The sequence below is a fragment of the Agromyces sp. S2-1-8 genome (genome assembly GCF_021129215.1).
Taxonomy (GTDB): Bacteria; Actinomycetota; Actinomycetes; order Actinomycetales; family Microbacteriaceae; genus Agromyces; species Agromyces chromiiresistens.
This window is the reverse complement of sequence record NZ_JAJOLP010000001.1, coordinates 1,593,360-1,614,332: the sequence shown is the minus strand read 5'-3', so window position 1 is coordinate 1,614,332 and position 20,973 is coordinate 1,593,360. Positions and strand designations below refer to the sequence as shown.

Below are 20,973 nucleotides of genomic sequence, written 5' to 3'. Positions count from 1 at the left end.
CCCTCGCCAGCGGCTATCGTTGACCGCATGTTCGAGGATCTGAGACGAGCGTTGGCCGAGCGCGGCCTCGGCCCGCGCGACCTGCTGCTGCCCGGCGAGACGGACGAGCCGCTGCAGGGCGGGCTCGTGCTCAGACCGGCCGCATCCGGGTTCGAACTCGTGACCGTCGACTACGGCCAGGCCGTCGTGCTGCGACGCTGGCCCACCGCCGAGGAGGCGTCGGCGGGTGCGCTCGAGTACCTCGCCCGGCCGCTGCCCGCGCCCGAGCGAGCGAACGAGACGGCCCTCGCATCGGTCGCCGCGAGCGCCACTGGGCACTACGACGAGCTCCGCGCGCGACTGGCCGACGGTACATCGTTGCTCATCGAGCTGCCGGCGGGCCTCGTGCTCGACCGCATCGGTGCCCTCGACGGCGTGCAGCTCTTCCCGAGCGGCACGTCGGTCGAGGCGCGTGCCCTGCCGCCGACCGCGCTGGTCGACGGCGCCGCGCTGCACCGCTTCATCACCGCCGGCGACGTGCTCGTGCGGGCCGCGCTCGTGCAGCCGTGGTTCGGGCAGCCGGGTGGCGGCCTGCGTTTCACGCTCGCCGACGACTACGTCGGCATCCGCGACCTCGTGGTCGCCGACCGGCTCCGCCGCGTCGAACTGATCCCCGCGCCCGCGGTCTGAACGCCGGCAGTCCTACGCCGGCGCCGGAGCGTCCGGTCCGGCCGCCGCGCCTCTGATCGCATGCTCGCAGCGGACTGCGGACCGCGATGACGCTGCCCTCGATGGCGGTCTCACCGACGTTCACCTCGGGCACGTCGCGCCTTCAGACACGAAATCGCCAGCGCGCGAGCCGGCACGGAACCGACGCCATCCGAAGAGTACGACTCCGCCCATGCGAGCTCTCCGCCTCGGATCGCGGTCAGCGTATGAGGAACAGCGGGCGCCCGCCCGGGTGCTCGAGCGACGCGATGATCTCCTCCTCGGTGCGGCGCGCGACCGAGGTGAACTTCGCCGCCTCGGATGCGGCAGTCGATCCGGGCGGGAAGATCGCCGCGTGCGGTTCGCCGTCGGACACCCAGCGGAGCGTCTGCTCGGCCTCGCCCGTCTCGAGATCGAATCCTGCCGGAAGCGATTCAGGGGAACCCGGGAAGCGGATGGGCCGCTGCCGGAGGTGCGAGCGCACGTGCACGCTCAGCAGCATGAGCAGGTACTTCCGGACGAGACCCATCTCGCTGCTCGACACGAGCAGCCGTGGGACCTCGTTCCGCGCCTGACGCGTCAGTTCGAAGCCGCCCTCGCGTGCGCGGATCTCGTACAGGATCTCCATGTCACCGATCGAGAGCACCGCGTCGGCCGACGGAAACGTGACGACGCGCCCGTCGGCGGCGTAGTCGACGATCGGATCGGACCTTTCAGCCGAGGCATCCATCGCCGAAGACTAGGCCGTCTGCAGGTGTGCGCGCACCTGCGGCTGACCGGCGAGTTGCGCGATGACCGCAAGGTGCTCGTAGAGGCCCGACAGCTGCAGGTTTCCCGCGTCGGGCCGGCCACCGAGCGCGAGCAACGGAACGAAACCGTAGCACTGCTCGAACCCGGGCGCGCCATCGCGGTCGCGGGCGGCCGGGTACGGCTGCCACTCCCAGGCGACGTCGCGCTGAGCCGGGTCCTCGACGAGGGCGACCAGCTCGTCGAAGCTCGCGCCCTCGACGAGGTCGATCACCCCCCAGCGCGGCTTGTACACGAGGTAGAGCCCGTTGACGTGCACCACCAGGTCGCCCAGCGCCGTCGTGAAGAGCACGGTGGATGCCTCGGGCAGACCGATGACCCCCTCGAGCATCTGCGCGGCGCGGCCCGGATCGACGAGGCGGAAGTAGCCGTCTCCGACGAGGCCGGCGCCGTCCGTGCGCCAGAGCTCGGTGACCTCGGCGGGCACCTGTCCTTCGTAGGCCCGGATCGTTTCGTCGGAAATGGGAGCGACCGGCTCGAAACTCCGGAACCTCGTCATGCGTACGCCTTCCTCAGTTGGGTCTGATCAGCTCGTCGTGTCCGATCCGGGCGAGCCGGATGCCTCCGCGGCGGTCAGCACTCGGCCACCCGGGAAGTCTACCCAGCGGGGTGCGGGAGGGAATGGGGAGCACTCCCCATGGGCTTCAGGCGTCGTGTTCCGGAAGACCGACGCGCCCGGCGAACGGTTCGACGAGCACGGCGAACTGCTCGACCGTCAGCTTCCGCCGCTTCAAGATCGCACGGGCCGTCGTCGAGATCGCCGCCCGCGCATCGGAGTGGAGTCCCACCAGATGGGCATCCAGCTCATCGGCCCGAGGGAGCAGCCCCGCACGGATGCGGTGATCGAGCTCCGAGTTCTCGCTCGCCGACGGAACCGCCGCGCGGCTCGCCTCCTTGCCGCCCTCTGAGCGCAGGTCGACCAGCCGGTCGAACGCCGCCTCGAGCTCCTCGGCAGGCAACCCAACGGCCTCATCGACGAAGCGCATCGTCTCGGCATCCAACACTGGGCCTCCAGTTCGCTCGGGCGGTGACTCGGAAAAGCCTCAGTCTATGAGAACTTCGCGACACCGCGCGGGCATGGCGGGGTGGGCGGAACGACGTCCGCTCACTCGTGCACGGATTCGACCCGGTACCCGAGCGCTCGAACCGAGTCGAGGAACGAATCGAGATCGGCGGCGCCCCGGAGCAGACTGCCGAGCTCACCCTCGTTCACCGACATGTAGAAGGTCGCCGTCGCGAACGGATGGGTCACCGGCGGTGCGCCGGGCGGCGGCGGTGGCGTCGACGTGCTCACGAGGATCCCGCCTTCGCCCCGCAGCTCGAGGGCGAGACGATCACCGGCGAACACCCGATACCGGGGCGGGTCTTCCTGGATCCGGTTCACTGCGCTCCCTTCGCTCCGTAGAGCCCATCGATCAGAGCGAACATCTTCGGATCGTTCACTCGCAGCCACTCCCGCGTGTACTTCGCGGTCACCGCCGCGTTCGGACTGTACGCGTGACCATGGTAGGCGGCCACGGAGTTCGCGAAGTACTCCTCCTTGTTCGCCGCCGAGTACCAGTCGGGATCCAGCCAGTCCTTGTGGCCGGATCCCCCGGCGGTGCCGCTGTTCACGACCGGCCGAGCGGCGACGCGGTCGGCGTGGAGCTGCGCGAGGGTGTTCACCTGATCGGGCGTCAGTGCGGAACGCTGCAGCCCGTGACCGCCCTCGTGTGCGGCGACGAAGCCGGGCCCGTAGCCCTGCGGAACGGCTGCGAGCGCCTCCTCACCGATGGCGACCCTGACCCGCCCGTTCACGACATCCTGGATTCCCCGGACGTCGGCCCACTGGCGACCGTCGAAGGTCTGCAGGCCCGCCAGGTGCGCATATTCCGCAAGCTCGGTGAGCTTCTTCCCCGCGGGGATGATGTCGATGGCCACCGGATTCGCCGCGAGCAGTGCACGGTTCTCGGGCGCGAGACCACCGAAGAGTTCCTCGGCCTGCACCCGCGCCTGGTCGATCGAAGCCTGCGAAGCGCCGTTTCCGTTCACCTCGCAGAGGTCCGCGAGGGACGGCTGGGATGCGGCATCCGCGTCGGCGTCCTCAGCGGGCGAGGCTTCAGCCGTCTCCGAACCGGTCTGCGCCGCAGTGGTCTCAGCATCGGCGGTCTCCGCCTCGGTGGTCTCAGCCACGGTGGTCTGGGGGTCGCCCGCTTCAGGGTCGGGCGTCCCGTCATCGGTTGAAGACGAGTCGGGCGTGCCCGCGTCGGTCGACGTCGACTCGGGCGTGCCCGCGTCGGTCGACGTCGACTCGGGCGTGCCCGCGTCGACCGTCGCCGCCGGTCCGGTCGCACCGGTCGGCGGGGTCGCCGACCCGTTTCGCGACAGTTCTGGCGCGGCCGGAACGTCGGACGAATCCGCCGGAGTCGGGTGCGGGGTCGGGATCGGCCGCCCCGCGGCATCCTCCGGCGACATCGGCGACCGCGGGTCCGAGTACGTTCCCGAAGCGCCGTCGACATCCGTCCGCACGAGGGTGCCGTCGGAGATCATCTGGTCGACCGTGAGCGCATTGCCGTCCGAGTCGAGGATCCGTACCTGCAGTCCGCCGCCGTCGCGCCCGAACGCCGGCGCGATCTCGGAGACCTCGATACGGGTGCCCGCCGGAAGTGAGTCGCCGAACCGGTAGATCGAGTACGGGTCGCTCAAGTTGCTCGGCGGCAGCGACCGCGCCTCGAACGGGGTGCCGGGGAAGGAGAGGAAGTCTCCGTACGGGCCACCCATCCGGTCGAGCTCGTCGCCGTAGTCGCGGACGAACGCGTCGAGCGCGTCGGGGCCCGAGTATTCGACGAACGTGTCGGGGTTCGCGCCGTGGTTGCCCGGGTAGACCGGACGACCCTGCGCGTTGGTGTAGCGGCTCTCCCACTCGTCACGCGTGTACGGCGTGCCGTCGTCCCCACGGCCGTACGGCGCCTCCGGGTCGGTGATGAGATGCGAGATCTCCGAGGGGACCGTTCCCGGGTGGGCGAACGGGTCGGCCAGGTGGCCGCTCTCGCCCGGGTTGCGCACGTCGCCGTAGTTCGGGTCGACGGGACTCGTCGACGCATGGTCGGGGACGCGCTCCCAGCTGGGGCCGTGATCGGCGCCGGACAGCACCGGGTCGCCCATCTCGGGGGTCCACGGTGTGCCGGTCGACGCCGACGGGCTGCCTGCACCATCGGCAGAACCGACCGCGGCCGCCCGCGTCGCACCCGCGTCCGCACCGCTCGTGGTGCCGCCGGCACCGGCACGCGACACCGAGGTCGCGTTCGCGCCGCCCGTTGCGCCCGTCGACGCACCCGGAGTCGCAGCGGTCGACGTGCTCGCAGCCGGCGCGGTCGCCGCGGCGGCGGGCGCCGGAGCCGGGCTCGCGGCGGACGAGCCCGGCGCTGCCGGGGCCGAGCCGGCCTGCGCCCCCGAACCTGCGGCTCCCGGCGCCGGAGCCGGCCCCGACGTCACCGGCTTCGCGGAGGTCAGGGTCGCCTGCGTGGCCGAGACACCGGTCTCGAGATTGTGCGCACCGAGCTGGACGTTCAGCTTGATGTGCGCGCGCAGCGCCGGATCGATCTTCCGCACAGCACCCGCGACATCCGCACGCAGGTCGTCGAGACGACGGCCCGGCCACCCGGCACCGAGCGCGCTGTTGATCGGTGAGTGACCCGCGCCATCGAAACGGTCGGCCCGGCCGCCCGCGATCTGATCGGGGCCGTGCAGCACCGCGGGCGTCGGGTAGGTCACACGTACGCCGTTGGCGGTCAACGTCTTCAACGCCGACTTCTGCAGGTCCTGCGCGACCCGGTTCTCGCGGTCGTAGAAGTTGATGTTGTGCTGCCACTCCGACACCGTGAGGTCGTTCAGCCCCTGCTGCTGCAGACCGACCTGGCGCTGGAACTCGGCCCAGTCATGGTTCGGGTTCTTCGGAAGATTCGGGTCCTTCCGGTTGAACGCGTCGACCGTGATCGCGTTCTTCAGCGAGAACGAGCCATCGTCGTTCGCGACGATCGGCGAGTTCGGCTGCGCCGCGAGGGCGGTCAGCTGGCTCCGGATCTCGGGCGTCAGATCGGGGATGTTGTAGCCGTTGTACGTCGTGCCCGGCCCCGCCGAGCCATCCGACGGGTGCGTCGGCGACACGGTCGCCTGACTCGTGAACCCGGAACCGCTCCGGTCACCGCCGTCGCCATCCGTCCCGGAGGACGTACCCTCCGAGCCTGCGGGGGTGGTGGACGCCGTGGCCTCCGGGGTCGTCGCGACCGGCGATGCCGGTGCCGGTGCTCCCGAGTGGGGCGCGGTCGCGGCCGGCGTGCTCGGGGCGGGCGGCGCCGTCGGTGCAGCAGGCGCACTCGGCGTCGTCGCGCTCGGCGCACTCGGCGTCGTCGCGTCCGGCGCACTGGGCGTCGACGCGTCGGGCTTCGCGTTCGGCTTCGACCCGTCGGGGTTGGTGACGTGCTCGGGCTGGATCGACGCGTCCCAGGTCGTCGCGCTCGGCTCGTTCGGCGGCCACGGCGAGCGGCTGCCGGTCTGCGCGTCGAGCGACCACACCGTGGTGCCGTCGAAGTACGCATTGAACCAGTGACCGTCGCCGGTGGAGCGGTCGATGCCGACCACGCAGTGCGACCCGGGACCCATGTCGCGCAGCGTGGCGTCGATCTGGGCCGGCGTCATCGGCGTCTGCGGGTTGCCGGTGCGCGCCTCCATCTGCGAGATGTCGAGCGTGCCGGTCGTGGCTTCCGCCGACGACGTCCCGTTGAGGAAGTCGTTGAGGTTCGACGAGGTGTTGCCGCAGTTCGTGGCGTACCCGTTGGCCGGGTCGGACGGGTCGTAGTGCGGGTTGATCTGCGCGAGGGCCTGATCGATCTCCGCGAGCGTACGGTCGGAGTGGTTGCCCGACGGCTGGTTCGAGTCGGCGCTCGAGCCGTCACCGGTGCCGTTGGCCGGCTGCTGCGGCGCCGAGCCGTCGCCCGCCGCGGTGCCGCCAGGAGTGCCCGGCTGGGCGCCGGCGGGTGCCGCAGGAGTGGCCGGCGTCGCACCGCCCGCTCCGGCACCGGCGGCCGACGACGTCGTGGGCGTTGCGGTGCCCGAGCCGCCGAACAGGTTCGTCGGCAGGATCGAGGGCTTGCTGAGCAGGGCGGCGGCCCCCGCCGCTGCGGCGCCCGCGCCCGCCACCGGAGCCACGTCTTCCAGCGTGAGCTCATTCGACTCGGGGGATGCCTCGGCGTCGCCGTCCTTCGACGACCCGACCTCGGCCGCGACCGAGTCGCCGTCGAGCTGCGTGGGCACATCGGTCAACTCGATGTCGACATCGACGTCGGCCGGGGCCGTCGCACCCGACGTCGGCGCCGAGGTCGACGTTCCGGATGCGGCCGCCGCAGGGGTGCCGGCTTCAGGAGCCTCCGGCGACGCGCTCTCGGGCGAAGCCGGCTCAGCGGCCTCGGGAGCCGTCGGCGCAGCGGCCTCGGGAGCCGTGGGTGAACCAGCCTCAGGAGCCGTCGGTGAACCAGCCTCAGGAGCCGTCGGTGAACCAGCCTCAGGAGCCGTCGGCGAACCAGCCTCAGGAGCCGTCGGCGAACCAGCCTCAGGAGCCGTCGGCGAACCAGCCTCAGGAGCCGTCGGCGAACCAGCCTCAGGAGCCGTCGGCGAACCAGCCTCAGGAGCCGTCGGCGAACCAGCCTCAGGAGCCGTCGGCGAACCAGCCTCAGGAGCCGTCGGCGAACCAGCCTCAGGAGCCGTCGGCGAACCAGCCTCAGGAGCCGTCGGCGAACCAGCCTCAGGAGCCGTCGGCGAACCAGCCGCAGGAGCCGTCGGCGAACCACCCTCGGGAGCCGTCGGCGAACCACCCTCGGGAGCCGTCGGCACCTCGACCGAGCTGCCGTCACCCGCACCCGAACCACCCGCGTCGCCCGAACCCGGGGTCGGCGCGTCGTTCGAGACCTCGACCGGGCTGCCGTCACCGGCACCCGAACCACCCGCGTCGCCCGAACCCGGGGTCGGCGCATCGTTCGAGACCTCGACCGGGCTGCCGTCACCGGCACCCGAACCACCCGCGTCGCCCGAACCGGGCGTCGGGGAATCGTTCGACACGTCGACCGGGCCGGATCCAGCCGGTTGGTTCGACGAGCCGGAGCCGCCACCCGGTGTCGGCTGCGAGTCGGAGCCGACGTCGATGCCGGGCGTCTCGGTCGCCGACGGCCCGTGACCCGACCCGCCCGGGCGAAGCGCGTTGATGCCACGACCGCCTGCGGTCAGCGAGCCGCCGAGCAGCGCGCCGAGCACCATGTCGGAGATCGGGTTGAACTCCTCGCCGGTCACCGCCGACTCGACCGCAGAGCTCGCGAGGCCGTCGACGGCACCTGCCCCCGTCTCACCGGCGACCTCTCGGAGACCGTTGCGGAGGCCGGGACCACCCGACCCGCCGAGCACCCGCGACAGCGGCGACGCCACGGCGCCGCCCGCGAACGCGGAGAGGAACGCCGTGCCGACGTCCTGCGAGGTGTAGTCCTTGTCGCCCGAGCGCATGGCGTTCACGCTCGCCGTCGAGATCGCCGACGCGAGGCCGGCCTGCAGGCCCTCCTTGGCCGCGCGCAGCCCGCCGCGCACCAGCACGCCCTGCACGCCGCGGATGCCGCGGAGGAAGTCGCGCAGTCGTTCGATGAGCTTCGCGATCTTCACGCACCAGCGGATGATCGTCGTCGACACCTTCGCCGCGGTGGCCAGGGCACCGATGCCCGCCGTCACGATCGACAGGAGACCGCCGATCGCCAGTTCCGCGGCGATCTCGATCGCCATCTGCTTGAGGAACCATCCCAGCTCCTCGCGCATGTCGCGCAACTGGGTGCGGAAGTCGCTGATCCAGGTCTGCATGCCCTCGGCGCTCGTGACCATGTCGCCGAGGCCCGACGCGATGCCCTGGCGGCACGAGAGCATCGACTGCTGTTGCGGCACGGTCATCGCGGAGATGCTCGACATGCTGCCAGAGACCTTGGACTTCGCCGAGCGCACGCTCGAGGCGAAGGTCCCCCACGCTTCGGCGGCGTTGGCGAGCTTGTCCTCGTCGCCGGTCGGGATGACCACCCCGACCTGCGCCAGACCCCACTCGATGAGCTCCTGGAACTCCCCCAGCGGCCCGGGCCACCCGGCGCCCAGCGCGTCCGGCGGATTCGACTTCGACTCGTCGATGAAGGGGGTCGCCGTCGCCGGCTGCGCCGTCGCCGGGTCGAGCCCGGCACCCGGCTTCTGGGCCCCGTCGTACGCGCGCCCCGAGTTGGACAGGCCCGCGTCGAGGATTCGCAGCCCGTTCGCGAACGAGCGCACCCCGTCGATCGTCGGGCCGGCGAGGGCGTCGTACCCGTCGCTGCCCTGGCAGAACTCCTCCGCCGCGTTGTCGTCGCCCGCCATTCCGCCGGCACCGGACAGCGACGACGTCAACGCCGAGATCGCTCCGTCCAACGACTGGGCGATGCCATACAGCTCTTCACCGTCTTGGACCAGCCGAGCCGAGTCCAACCGCACCTGTACCACGAACTACCCCAAACTCGACTCGAGATCCGCCCACGACGAATCGAGTCCCTCGATCGTCGCCGTGTACGCATCGAACGTGACCTGCGCCTGCGCCAGCAATCCGTCGGCCGTCTGCTCGAGCGCGGTGGCTCCGACGGCCCATGCGCTGAACGCACCCAGGAACGACTGCATCGCGGGACCCTGCCACTCCGCCGGGAGCATGTAGGCGAACCCGCTCGCACCCTGCTTCAGTGCGGAGCAGTACGCGACCAGCTCGCCCATCGTCTGCACCAACGCCTGCAACTCCGCAGTATCGGCCTGCTGCTCAGCCACGACCGTCACCTCCACCTTCACCGCGCACGATCGCTTCGCCGTCGGAAGCCTCGGCACCGGATGCGGTCAACGTCGGCCCCGCCTCGGGCACGTACGGCTCGCCGTCGGCGTCGAGGCGGAACACCCCGGTGCCGATCGAGTCGTCGTCGCCGTCTCCGTCGGAGTCGCCCGAGCCGCCACCCGTGGCCTGCCCGCCGCGACGAGCGCCGAGGGCCCCGCCGCCGAACTGCTCGACCTCATCGTCGCCCGCGTAGTCGCGGCCGAAGAACTCGGCCATGTCCTCGGCCTTCTCCTCGCCCGAGGCGACGCGCTTGCCGAGCCCGCCCGATGCGTTGCGCACCGCGACGAGCCCCTGCCGGCCCTGGCGGAAGCTGCCGCCGACGCCCGACTCGGTCTGCGTGTACGAGCCGTCGGCCGCCATGAGCCCGTGCTGCAGGCCGGTCAACGACAACCGCACCTGTCCGGCGAGGGTCAGGAACGTGCCCCAGTTCTCGGCGAACTTCTCCGCGTCTTCGCCGACCCACGTCGTCCCGGCCATCCGCGTCACGACGCGATCGACCGATGCGAGATTCGCATCGAACGTCGTGACGACCGAGCCGATCAACGCGGCGACTTCGCTCAGCGAATCCGCGCGTACCTTGAAGTAGACCATCCCAGACCCCTCGCTCGTGGCAAGGTGCCGGCACCTTCATGCACCGGCACCCGATAGACCGGTGTCAGCCGTTGAACGTACCGGCGATGGCGTTCTCGCTGTCTTCGTACGACAGCGAAGCCTGGTTCAGCAGGTCGCTGATGCCCTGCAGGGACTCCTTCAGCTGCAGGCCGGCCTGGTCCCACTGCGAGTAGAGCTCGTTGAAGCTCTGCGAGGCCGTACCCGACCAGTCGCCCGAGATGAGGCCCTCGACGAGCGACTTCAGGTTCGACAGCTGCGACTCGATCGACTGCGACCCGCTCGAAAGCTGGCCGGCGACGCCGGCGAGGGACTCAGAAGTGACGCGGATCTCCGCCATGATTTCCTCCGTTGAATCAGCACAGAATTGCTTGACACGACGTGGAGCCGACAGTTCAACCCCGACGTCTGCACCACGCTACCTGCTCCGCCCCAGATCACCGATGGGGACAACTCCCCATCCCCTTCGCGCCCGACGCTGCGCCGATGCCGGCGCGGTTCGGGCCGGGCGCACAGGGTAGGCTGACGTGCCGCAGGGCACTCGAAATCTGACGGAGGTGACGTCGTGCCGGAGATCGTCTACGAGGCACACGTCGACCACGCGAAGGTCGACCGCACGGGGCGGTGGAACTCGGGCATGCTGCTCACCAGCGCCGCGATCGGGGTGCTCCTCGCCGTCGGCCTCGCCGTCGCCGTCATCGCCGGCCTCGGCTGGTTCACCATCACGATCGCGAGCCTCGGCGTCGCGGCCTGCGCGGTCTCGGTGCTCCTCGCCTCGCGGCGCCGCCGCGCGCTCGGCCTGCTCGTGACCGACGACGACGTCGCCGTCGCCGTCGAGACCGAGGGGATCCGGCTCGCGGGGGCACCCCTCATCCCGTGGACGGAGATCGTGTTCGTCGGGGTGCTCGACGACCGAGCGCGCAGCGCCCGCGTCCAGGACCTGCCGTTCTCCGGCCCGCTCGCGCGTGCGACCGTCAGGTCGGGCAGTGCGACGCTCCTCTGCGAGATCGGCGTCCGCGACGGCGAAGCACTCCGACGCGCGTTCGCCGGCGCGCGGGGCGCCGACCGCGTCACGCTGTTCGACCGGTTCGACGGCACTCGGCGCGGCCTGATTCCGCTGATGCTCGACGCCGTCATCGACGACGCCACGGCGCTCCAGGCCGCGCAGGTGCTCATCCGGGAGGCAGAGCGCCGAGGCATCCCGGCTCGTTCGTTCACCAAGGTGTTCGCATACTTCGAGTGGAAGGGGCCGATGATCGATCTGAAGTGGCCCGTCGAGAAGAAGGGGATCGCGTGAGCGAACCGCAGGAACTGCCGATGCACGCCGCGAGCACGGAGGTGCGTCGTGTGCGCTCCCGAGGCCAGATCATCGCGGCGCTCGTCATGGTCGCCGCCGGCGCGATCTGCCTCGTGCTCTCGTTCGTCATGTACGACGCGCTCGTCGAGGTCTCGTCCGACATGCAGGGACGTCGATCCGGCCTGCGCACGTTCGTGGCTCCCGGCGCGGTACTGCTCAGTGCAGCGGCGCTCGTGTGCGGCCTCATCTGGCTGTTCGCGTGGTCGTACCGCTGGGAACGCGTCGCGACCGGCACGAAGCTGAAGCAGCGGGTGAACACGTACCTGGCCGTCGCCCCGCAGGACGCCGGCGCGCTGCTCGAGCGCGTCCGCACGGGCGACCCGCGCGTCTACCTCCCGCTCCCCGTCGCCAAGCACGGCAACGTCGTGCTCGCGACCTGGCTCGCGCCCGCCGACTCGGTCGCGTACGTGGCGGTGACCGCAAAGGTCGGTCGCGAGTGGCAGCCGCTGCCCCTCGTGACGCTCTCGGGCAATGCCTACAACGCGATCAGCCTGGTGACGGCCGACCAGTACGGGTCGCGCGCGAGCCAGACGATCGTCAACGGATTCCTCGACCCGTTCCTGCGCGACTGAGTCGCTGTCGGCCGCGCCTCCGGGGGCGCGGATACGGTCGCGGACGCGGACCCTCGGGTTCCGCAGTCGAGCGGCACGGCCGCCCACCGAGCGACGCCGGTTCGCGCGACGGCAGCGCGCCGCTCAGGCGGCGGCGCGCATCTCGAAGCTGATGTCGCCGACCCATACGCGGTCGCCGGGGACGACCTCGACGACATCACCCGAGCCCGCCAGCGGAATCTCCTGACCGGCGCGCTCGACGTGCGAGCCGTTGCTCGATCCGGCGTCGGCGACGGTGATGCGCCCCTCGATGAGCTCGAAGTACAGGTGCACGCGCGACACCGAACGGGTGTCGTCGAGCACCTCGATCGCCTGCACCCCCGTCGCCGCGGCGGTCTGCGCAGGCTTGCGGCCGATGACGGCCCGGCCGCTGACCATCACGTGCTGCCCGGTCGAGAACAGGAGCTCGACCTTCTGCAGCACCGGCGGGGCGGATGCCACGACCGGCTGCTCGTTCGCCCTCGCCTGCTGCCACGGCAGCAGCGAGGGCAGCGGCACCGGGTCGATCGGCTGCCGCGGCGCCGCCGACGCCGCCGCGGCGCCGGGCGCGGGCGTCGGCCGTGCCGCACCGGGCAGTGACGCCGGCGCCGGCGGCCGGCTCAGTTGCGGCACGAGCTGGCCGCACTCGGCGCAGAACATGCTGTTGGGTTGCAGCGTGGCGTCGCAATACGCGCACCGTGCAGAGGCCACAGTCCGTCACCTTTCCGTTCCGGGTCGACCGACCCCGTCGAGTCTATGTTCTCCGGCCGACGCGACGATCCACCTGTGGATGCCTCGCGCACGTGCCGCGTGCGCACCGTTCCCGATCACTGCCGGGGGTCGGGAACCCTCGCCGGCATCCAGCCTCCGGCCGACAGGAACACCCCGCCGCCGGGGGTCGAGTGCCCGAGCATGAACTTCGGGATCGGCGCGCCGACGGCCTGCGTGCCGATCATGGCCTGGTTCGGGCGGAGCACGAACGCCCGCCGAGCCTTCTTCGCCTCGACGAACGGCCCGCCGAACAGCGTCGAGAGCGAGTCGGAGTCGGCGGCGACGATGAAGGTCGCCCGGTGCTTGATGCCCGTGAGCGCGTGCTCGATCGGCGCGTTCTTGAACTGCTCCGCATCGTCGACGACGACCGTGAGCCTGGCCCCGTCGAGCGGCGCGAGGACTTCGTCGAGCTGCGGCGGCTGCACGTCGCCGGTGCGGATGACCGGGATGCCTGCGGCATCGGCGAGTTCGGTGAGCACCGACGCTCGCGGTGCCACGACGAGCAGCGGCTCCTTGCGCCAGGCGAGCTGGTGCACGAGCGCGGCGAGCGCCGACGACCGCCCCGACCGCCGGTCCCCCGCGACGATGAACCCGCCCTCGCCGGGCCAGTCGAGCGTGTACTTCGACAACCGGTCGCCGCCGATCGCGACGACGATGCCGTGCTCGGGGCCGCCGTCGCCGAGCGGCAGTTCGTAGGCCGTCGTCAGGGCCATGTACCCGGGCAGCGGATCGACGCGGAACGGCTGCGGCAGCTCCTGCAACTGCGGGAACTGGTCGAAGTGGTCGCGGACGTGCTCGATGATGCGACGCAGCGCCGTGGTCTGCGCCTCGCCGCTCGTGTCGCGGACGAGCACCGCCAGCTGCGCTTCGGAGCCCTGGGCGCCCCACAGCGCCCGGCCCGGCGGCAGGTCGAGCGGAATGTCCTTGGCCATGATGCCCGCGGTGCGGTAGTCGTTCAGGTCGCGCATCGGCAGGGCGTACTGCTCGTCGATGAACGACGAGACCTTGTCGCCCGAGATGCCGCGGTCGCCGGTCATGAGCACGCGCACGCCGACCGCCGGGCCCTCGCGGAGGATCCGCATGAACTGGTCGCGGAAGGTGACGAGCTGGTCGGGGTTCATCGTCGACAGCATGCGCTCCCAGCCGTCGACCGCGAAGATCGCGTACGGCAGGGCGGTCGCGGGGTCGGCGTGGGCGCGCTGCTCGTTGATGTGGCCGACGCCCGCGTTCGAGAGCACGGTCTGGCGGGTCGCGAGCTCCTCGAGCATGCGCTGCATGAGTCGCGGGAGCCGGTCGCCGTCGAGCTGCGTGACGACGGCGCCGCACTGCGGGGCGTCGGCGAACGGCAGCAGCGCGCCGTTGCCGAAGTCGCTGATGTAGAGGTGCAGGTCGCCAGGCGTGAACCGCTGGACCGCCTGGGCGAGGAGGGTGCGCAGAGCCGTCGTCCGGCCCGACATCGATCCGCCGAGGAAGAGGATGTGCGAGCCCGTCGCGACATCCCAGGTGAGGCTGCGCTGCGACTGCTCCCCCGGAACGTCCTCGAGGCCGAGCAGCAGTTCGGCTGGAGCGAGGGGAGCGTCGGCGAGGCGCTCGAGCGGGAGCACCGCCGGCAGGGGCAGGAGCCACGGCGACGGGTTCTTCTGGATGCCGAGCCGGTTCGTCGCCTCGGTGATGACGTCGACGAGCGCACGGAGGTCGGTGTCGTCGTGATCCCGGTTCTCCTCGACCGCTGCCGGCTGCTTCGGGAACCGCACCGGGAACCCGAGGGTCTCCCACTCGAGCTTGGCGGCGGGCGGCAGGACTTTCACCGAGCGCTGGGCACCCGGGCGGATGCCCGCCACGCGCGCGGTCTGGAAGCCGCTCGGCGCGGCGCTCGGTCCGAGCCGGACGAAGCCGCGACCGGGCGTGGAGGCGCTGATGAGCGCGGCCTCTCCCGAGCCGAGCACGTCGGACGAGTCCGAGCGGTCGGTGACGCGAAGCGCGACGCGGAGGTTGATGTTCGACTGCATCTCGGCGGTGATCACACCCGCCGGGCGCTGGGTCGCGAGCACGAGGTTGACCCCGAGCGAACGGCCGACGCGGGCGATGCGCACGAGGCCGTCGATGAACTCGGGCAGCTCGGTCTTGAGCTCGGCGAACTCGTCGATCACGATCATGAGCCGGGCGAGGCCCCGCCGGGCCGCGGTGTCGGCGTCCTTCGCCCATGCCGCGTCGACGTCCTTCGCCGCCATGTCGCGCAGCACGACCTCACGACGCTTGAGCTCGGCGTCGAGCGACGCGAGCGCGCGCTCGGTCTCGCGCGCGTCGAGGTTCGTCACCATGCCGACCGTGTGCGGCAGCCGCTCGCAGTCGGCGAAGGCCGAGCCGCCCTTGTAGTCGACGAGCACGAAGTTGAGCGCGTCGGGCCGGTTCGCCATGGCGAGGCTCACGACGAGCGCCTGGAGGAACTCGGACTTGCCGGATCCGGTCGTGCCGGCCACGAGCGCGTGCGGGCCGTCGCGCGAGATGTCGAGCGCGAACTCGCCGTCGGCGTTCGCGCCGACGACCACGAAGGTGTTGCGCGGCTGCTTGGCCCAGCGCTGCATGATCGGCGACGGGTCCTCGAGGTCGATATTGAGGAGGTCGACCATGCGCACGCTCGTGGGCAGCATCGCGTCGTCGCCGACGCCCGAGACGTGCTGGATCGAGCAGAGGCTGCGCGCGATGCGCTGCGATGCCGGGATCGAGACGCCGTCGAGCAGCACGGTCGGGTAGTACTCCTTGCCCGTCTCGAAGCGGCCGAGCGCGGGGTCGGACGGGTCGATGAGGATGACGCTCGCCGCCTCTTCGGGAAGGCGCGCCCGCTCCGAGTCGAGTGCGAGCACGTGGATGCCGTGCGCCGGGCCGTGCTCGAGGATCGGCACCATGCCCGGCAGCATCCGGTAATCGCGTGCGCCGTCGACGACGAGAAGGACGTCGGAGGCCGCGGGGGCACCGCGCTGGCCCGCGCTGCGCATCCGGTTCTCGAGCATGACCGCGACCTCGCGCAGCCGCTCGCGGCGCGTGTCGTCGGTGTTGCCGAGCATGGCCGCGACGGTGCTCGTGGCCTGGGTGTGCGGCAGCCACTGGGTCCACCCCCACTCGGCGTCGTCAGCCGCGTCGCACACCACCACGAGTTCGGCGTCTCGGGGCGAACGCAGGGTCGCGTACGAGGTCACCATTGCGCGCGCGACGTTGCGCACGGCATCGGGCGGCCCGGCGATGCCGACGACGCCAGACCTGAAGTCGGCGGCCACCGGCTGCGGGGTGACGCCGACGGAGGGCTCGGCGGAGCGGTCGCGGCCGCCGCCCTCGAATCGCACGTCGAGCTGCACCTCGGTGACGCCCACGCGCAGCTGCATCGCGTCGTCGTCGACTCGGCGACGCTCCCAGAGCCGCGCGAGCGGGCGGGTGGCGATGTCCGCGATGACGACCGGGTCGGGCATGCGGTACCAGCCGTCGAGGCGCTGCGCCTTGGCGAGCTCGGCGATGCGCCGGCCCGCCGCCTTCACCTCGTCGATCCACTGCTGCTCGGTCTTCATGCCCTTCTTCTTGGCGAGCTTGCGATTCGTGAGGAACGAACCGATCACCATGATCGGGCTGGCTGCGGCCATCATGAGCATGATCGGGCGCTGGAAGAGCACCGCCATGGTGACGCCGAGCACGACCGGGATGATCGCCGACAGCCACGGCAACGGCGACTGGTCGGGGTCGTCGGGCTTGTCGCCCGGCAGCTGGACGACGGGCTGGCTCTTGGACGGGTGGATGCGCGACGGCCGGTTGAAGGCGCGTGCGCCCAGCGCGTCGCGGGTGAGGTCGGCGTCGGAGCCGGGCGCGACGCCGATGCGGAACATGCTGTTGCCGAGCTGGAACAGGTCGGCCGGCACGAGCTCGGCTTCGCCGTCCACGGCGTCGCCGTTGACCCACATCTGCGCACCGCCGACCGGGGTGAGCATCGCCTTCAGCGGTGCGGGCCGGCCGTCGGCAGTGTCGGTGCGGACGAGCGCGAGCGTCGCGTGCTCGGGCGCGAGCGCGGGGTCCGCGATCGCGAGCGATGCCGCCCGGCCGCTGCCGATCGAGATCGTGCCGCCCGGCATGAGCGGGACGGTGTCACCGGCGAACGGGCCGCCGACGACCTCGAGGCGGAGGGCGCCCGGCGCCAGCTCGACCGAGTTCGACGGCGGAACCGTCGCACCGGAGAGGAGCATCGACTCGCCCAGCGGAGTCGCGGTCGTGGCGCTCGGGTCGAGCGACTCGTGCGGCACGCCGAGCGACTCGGCGACCTCGCCGATCGTCGTGGCCTCGTCGACCTTGAGCAGGTACGACGCCGCTCCCGCGGGGTCGGCGATCGTGAGTCGGACGGTCATGCTGCCAACCTCTCTGTCATTGCACGCCTGCACGGTCGAGCGTTCGGATGAGCGGGGCGAAGACGCCGACTCGCTCCGTCGAGTCGGACTCCACGGGAACCCGCGGCACGATGGCCGAGACGACGCCCGCGTCGTCACCGTCATCGTCGTCGGCGTCGATCGTCGTCGCCGGCACCGGACCGGATACGGGAAGCTCTGCGCCGTCACCCACGACGGTGATCGAGCCGCTGGCCTGCTCGCCCTCGCTCGAGGCGACGTGGAAGTCGAACTGGTCGACGGCGGCGCCCCGCGAACGGAACTCGGCGATGCCGTCGGGACGGCAGACGACCGATCCGTGGATCGGCGCCCCGCACCCGAGCAGGCTGATCTCGGCACCGCCGACATCGAACGCGAGCTCGTTCAGGTCGATCGTCTGGGACTCCCCGTCGGCCGCGACGAACACGTTCATGGCGACGAGCACCCCCTCTGGCCGGTAGACCGGGATCTCGACCGTCGCCTCGGGCGACCACGTGCCGAAGTCGTCGGCGAAGCGCAGCCCGACGCCGGCGAGCCCCGCGTACGAGGCGCTCGGCCGGAACACGAGGTGGGTCGAAGTCGCACCTGCGGTGCCGGCGCCGGCTGGTTCGACGCCGACGACGTCGAGCCGGCCGCCCTCCTTGCACACCGCGCACTCGATGTCGAGCGCGCTGATCGGGATCATGACCGTCGAGCCCGCGGCGACGGGGTACCCGAAACGGATGTCGCGGGCGACCGGGGTCTCGGGCGGGGCGAGCCGCACGACGTAGCGGAACACCATCGACGTGCCGCCATTGGTCTGCGGCACGGGGAGCAGGATCGCACCGGCCTCGGGGTCGTACGCCTCGGCGGTCAGCACGATGTGCTCGGCATCGCACGCCGTCACGAGCGGCGAGGCCTGCTCGGGCGGGCCGCAGTCGCTGATGCGCCAGCCCGCGGCCGGCTCGATCGTCGTGCTGCCGAGGTAGGGCACCTCGACCTCGGTCGGCGAGGCGGCCGGCGGCACCACCTCGTCGGCGACCGCCTGCGAGGCGCCGAACGACAGGCCGAACGTCGCGAGGAAGGCGACGGCACCGACGACGGCCATGATCGCACGACGGCCGATCGATCTGGTCACCGGTCTCCCCGTCGTCGCGCTGGAACGCCCGGCTCGGCGTTCGGGTTACCATGGTACGCGCTCAGCCGCGACGTCCGTCGCGCCCACCGTGCACGAAGGGTCACGATGTCCGCCTCGTCTCGACGCCGCGATTTCCGATCCACCCTGCAATCGCACGACCAGGTCTCGGCGCCGGCGGCGCCCCCGACGCGGCATCCCGGTCAGCCGGCCGTGCCCGGCGCCGCGGCCGCTCAGCAGGCCGTCCTCGGCGCCGCCCAGGGCCAGACCGCGCTCCAGTCGGCCGGCGGGGCGCGACCGCTCAGCAGCGCCGGTTCGGTGCTCCCGGTGCTCGCCGAGGCCCCCAAGCAGGCTCGCCGCTGGTGGCGCCACCCGGCCTTCCTCGTGTCGGTCGGCCTCACCTTCGTCGCCGTCGCCGCCACGGCCACGCTCCTCATCGTGTCCGCCGTGACCGACGACTCGGTCACGGTGAGCGGGCTCTCGGCCGAGGTCGCCGAGGGCAACCTGCATCTCGACTGGAGCGGCCCCGACGCCGAGTACAGCCTCTACGCGGTCGACGGGGACGGCACGGCGACCGACCTCACCCAGTTCGTGCGCGGCACCGAGGCCTGGCTGTACTCCGCTGCGGCGGTCTACGACGACAGCACCTGCTTCGTCGTGCGCCCCGGCGGCAGCGACGCCGCCGTCGCCCTCGACGCGGCGACCCTCGACGCACAGCGCGCCCAGAGCGTGTGCACCGCCGACGCGGTCTCGTGATGTCGTTCTCCGCCCGTGCGGCCGGCCTCGCCGGGGCCGCGGCGTGCGCGATCGTGCTGGCGGGTTGCACCGGTGCACCTGCCGCACCGCCGCCGACGCCGACGCACCTGCTCGCGCCGCCCGACGGCGAGCGGATCGCCGGCAACGGCCTCTGGCTGCTCGCGGGCCCCGACGCGACCCACGAGATCGCCGAGGCGATCAGCGGGGCGGGTGCGGTGCAGTACCACGGCTCCTACACCGAACTCACCTCGCCGAGCGACGGGTCCGAGCCGCGCGCGGGTCGCGGCCTCGCCGTCGACTACCGCGGCCGGGCCGGCGAGTACGCGGCGAAGATCACGGCGGGCGACGAACGGGTCGAGGTCGTCGCCGTCGACGGACGCACGTACGTTCGTGGCAATGAGGCGTATGCGAGCGCCCATGGGATCCCCGACGCGGCGGACGGGTTCGTCTGCGCCACCGGCGACGACTCGCTCGTCGCAGAATGGGCGCCCCTGCTCGAACCCGGTGACCTGGTCGAGTCGCTCCTCGCGTCGAGCGAATCGGTCTCGGTCGAGCCGCCGCTCGGCGATGCCGACCTCATCGACGTGATCGTCGGCCAGACCGGCGCCCCCGTCGGCGTGCTCACGGTCGCCCGCTCCGGCGCTCCGCTGCCGCGGGAGTTCCGTGCCGCCGACGGCACCGGCGACGGCACCTTCGCGTTCGAGGGCTGGGGCGAGCCGATCGAGATCGAGCCGCCGGCCGAGCTGTCGGTCGCCTGCGGCTGAGCCGCAGCGTGAGGCTCAGGCCGGATCCCATCCCGGGAAGCCGGCGCAGCCGATCGTGAGTCGGATGAACCCGTCGGTCTTGTCAGTCAGGATCGCGTACGACGCGGCGGCGTCACCGGCGTCGACGGCCTCCTGCATGCGATCGAGATTGCGCAGGGCGGTGGGGATCCACTCGACGAAGGCCCCCGCCGGCAGGCCGGACGGGTCTTCGGCGAGGATGCCGCGCACGTCGCGGATCGCCCGGCCCAGCTCTGGCAGGTCCTGCGGCCGGTACGCGGCCGAGATGCTGACGGCGACGAGCTCGGTGACCGGTCCGCGCAGCTGGTCGCAGCGCTGCTCGAGCGTGTCGGCCATCAGGCGCCCGCCCCGGTCCGGTCGATGTCGAACTTCTCGAGCGGCGTGCGCACGCCGTCGCGGAAGGCTCCGAGCCCCGACTCGAAGTCGACGGCCGAGCCGACGAACAGCACCGACTCGTCGGGCGCGACGTAGATCTTGCCGCCGCCCCTCGCGGCGTGCACGAGGCACACTCCGAGACCGTCGGGCAGTTCGAGCACGTTGAGGACGGGGTCGGTCGTCAGCTTCGCGAACAGCGCCGTGCCGACCTCGACCAGACGAGTCGAGCCCGCCTCGGCGTCGGGACGCGATGCTGCGGGAACCTGCAGCCGATGCCGCACCTTCGGCGTACCCGCCTGGCGGACCGCGAGCGAGAGATACTCGGCGAGCCCGACCACCTGCAGCCCGTCGGGCTCGGCAGGGCCGCCGACCGACGGCGCGACGTGGCCGAAGCACTGCTCGAAGCCCGGCACCCCGGCTCGCTCGCGCGCTACGGGGTACGGCTGCCACTCCCATGCGGCCTCCCGCTGGGCGGGATCTTCCACGAACGCGACGAGGTCGTCGAAGCTCGCCCCCTCGATCACGTCGATGGCACCGAACCTGGCCTTGACGACGAAGTACCGACCGTCGTTGTGCATGACGAAGTCGCCCAGCGCGGTGGTGAACAGCACCGTCGCGCCCTCGGGCAGTGCCATGGCTCCGGCAACCGTCTCGGCCGCGCGCGCCGGGTCGACGAATCGGAAGTATCCGTCGTCGCCGACCATGCCGGCCCCGATCGAGCGCCAGAGCCGTGCGACCTCGGCGGGCACGCGGGGCTCGAAGTCCGCGATCGTGGCGTCGGAGATCGGTGCGACCGGGTCGAAGCTGCGGAACCTCGTCATG

Annotated in this window: 18 protein-coding genes; 5 read left to right on the top strand and 13 right to left on the bottom strand. The window is 71.7% G+C overall.

Annotation, left to right across the window (positions count from 1 at the left end; translation table 11 throughout):
• Positions 1-27 precede the first annotated feature (27 nt).
• Entirely contained in the window at positions 28-669 is a 642-nt protein-coding gene (locus tag LR269_RS07265; RefSeq protein WP_231430088.1) for a TNT domain-containing protein, read from the top strand.
• Positions 670-907: 238 nt separating this feature from the next.
• On the opposite strand, the gene LR269_RS07260 is transcribed toward LR269_RS07265, so the two are convergent.
• From LR269_RS07260 to LR269_RS07220, 8 genes are all read right to left on the bottom strand, one after another.
• Positions 908-1,417, bottom strand: coding sequence for an Imm61 family immunity protein (locus tag LR269_RS07260; protein ID WP_231430087.1), 510 nt, complete (start codon positions 1,415-1,417; stop codon positions 908-910).
• A 9-nt stretch (positions 1,418-1,426) separates the two neighbouring features.
• On the bottom strand, positions 1,427-1,993 hold the full coding sequence (locus LR269_RS07255) for a T6SS immunity protein Tdi1 domain-containing protein (protein WP_231430086.1): 567 nt from the start codon (positions 1,991-1,993) through the stop codon (positions 1,427-1,429).
• Positions 1,994-2,138: 145 nt separating this feature from the next.
• Complete coding sequence (locus tag LR269_RS07250) at positions 2,139-2,495, bottom strand: hypothetical protein (RefSeq protein ID WP_231430085.1); 357 nt, start codon at positions 2,493-2,495, stop codon at positions 2,139-2,141.
• A 104-nt stretch (positions 2,496-2,599) separates the two neighbouring features.
• Positions 2,600-2,878, bottom strand: coding sequence for a hypothetical protein (locus LR269_RS07245; protein WP_231430084.1), 279 nt, complete (start codon positions 2,876-2,878; stop codon positions 2,600-2,602).
• Entirely contained in the window at positions 2,875-8,931 is a 6,057-nt protein-coding gene (locus LR269_RS18900; RefSeq protein ID WP_304504446.1) for a glycohydrolase toxin TNT-related protein, read from the bottom strand. Before LR269_RS18900 ends, LR269_RS07245 begins: the two co-directional genes overlap by 4 nt.
• A 96-nt stretch (positions 8,932-9,027) precedes the next feature.
• Positions 9,028-9,336, bottom strand: coding sequence for a hypothetical protein (locus tag LR269_RS07230; protein WP_231430083.1), 309 nt, complete (start codon positions 9,334-9,336; stop codon positions 9,028-9,030).
• Entirely contained in the window at positions 9,329-9,988 is a 660-nt protein-coding gene (locus LR269_RS07225) for a WXG100 family type VII secretion target (RefSeq protein ID WP_231430082.1), read from the bottom strand. Before LR269_RS07225 ends, LR269_RS07230 begins: the two co-directional genes overlap by 8 nt.
• Before the next feature lie 64 nt (positions 9,989-10,052).
• A complete protein-coding gene (locus LR269_RS07220) occupies positions 10,053-10,346 on the bottom strand; it encodes a WXG100 family type VII secretion target (RefSeq protein WP_231430081.1) in 294 nt (97 codons plus the stop codon).
• Between the two features lie 225 nt (positions 10,347-10,571).
• Here LR269_RS07220 and LR269_RS07215 point away from each other — a divergent pair, with 225 nt between their 5' ends.
• Both LR269_RS07215 and LR269_RS07210 read left to right on the top strand, forming a co-directional pair.
• On the top strand, positions 10,572-11,303 hold the full coding sequence (locus tag LR269_RS07215; protein WP_231430080.1) for a hypothetical protein: 732 nt from the start codon (positions 10,572-10,574) through the stop codon (positions 11,301-11,303).
• Positions 11,300-11,935, top strand: coding sequence for a hypothetical protein (locus LR269_RS07210; protein WP_231430079.1), 636 nt, complete (start codon positions 11,300-11,302; stop codon positions 11,933-11,935). The genes LR269_RS07215 and LR269_RS07210 overlap by 4 nt, the downstream gene beginning before the upstream one ends.
• Positions 11,936-12,058: 123 nt before the next feature.
• Here LR269_RS07210 and LR269_RS19005 read toward each other — a convergent pair whose 3' ends face one another.
• From LR269_RS19005 to LR269_RS07195, 3 genes are all read right to left on the bottom strand, one after another.
• A complete protein-coding gene (locus LR269_RS19005; protein ID WP_231430078.1) occupies positions 12,059-12,664 on the bottom strand; it encodes an FHA domain-containing protein in 606 nt (201 codons plus the stop codon).
• A gap of 116 nt (positions 12,665-12,780) precedes the next feature.
• The gene (locus tag LR269_RS07200) at positions 12,781-17,109 is read right to left on the bottom strand and encodes an FtsK/SpoIIIE domain-containing protein (protein WP_231430077.1); all 4,329 of its coding nucleotides are present in this window, start codon (positions 17,107-17,109) and stop codon (positions 12,781-12,783) included.
• 16 nt (positions 17,110-17,125) lie between these two features.
• A complete protein-coding gene (locus tag LR269_RS07195) occupies positions 17,126-18,241 on the bottom strand; it encodes a hypothetical protein (protein WP_231430076.1) in 1,116 nt (371 codons plus the stop codon).
• Positions 18,242-18,346: 105 nt separating this feature from the next.
• Here LR269_RS07195 and LR269_RS07190 point away from each other — a divergent pair, with 105 nt between their 5' ends.
• Together LR269_RS07190 and LR269_RS07185 are read left to right on the top strand one after the other, a co-directional pair.
• Positions 18,347-18,994, top strand: coding sequence for a hypothetical protein (locus LR269_RS07190; protein WP_231430075.1), 648 nt, complete (start codon positions 18,347-18,349; stop codon positions 18,992-18,994).
• Positions 18,994-19,758 carry a hypothetical protein gene (locus tag LR269_RS07185; protein ID WP_231430074.1) on the top strand — a complete coding sequence of 255 codons (765 nt, stop codon included), beginning with the start codon at positions 18,994-18,996 and terminating at the stop codon, positions 19,756-19,758. The genes LR269_RS07190 and LR269_RS07185 overlap by 1 nt, the downstream gene beginning before the upstream one ends.
• Before the next feature lie 15 nt (positions 19,759-19,773).
• Here the strand turns inward: LR269_RS07185 and LR269_RS07180 are convergent, their stop codons facing one another.
• Together LR269_RS07180 and LR269_RS07175 are read right to left on the bottom strand one after the other, a co-directional pair.
• Entirely contained in the window at positions 19,774-20,112 is a 339-nt protein-coding gene (locus LR269_RS07180) for a hypothetical protein (RefSeq protein WP_231430073.1), read from the bottom strand.
• Positions 20,112-20,972: a T6SS immunity protein Tdi1 domain-containing protein gene (locus LR269_RS07175; RefSeq protein ID WP_231430072.1), complete on the bottom strand. Its 861-nt coding sequence runs from the start codon at positions 20,970-20,972 to the stop codon at positions 20,112-20,114. Before LR269_RS07175 ends, LR269_RS07180 begins: the two co-directional genes overlap by 1 nt.
• Position 20,973: the final 1 nt, after the last annotated feature.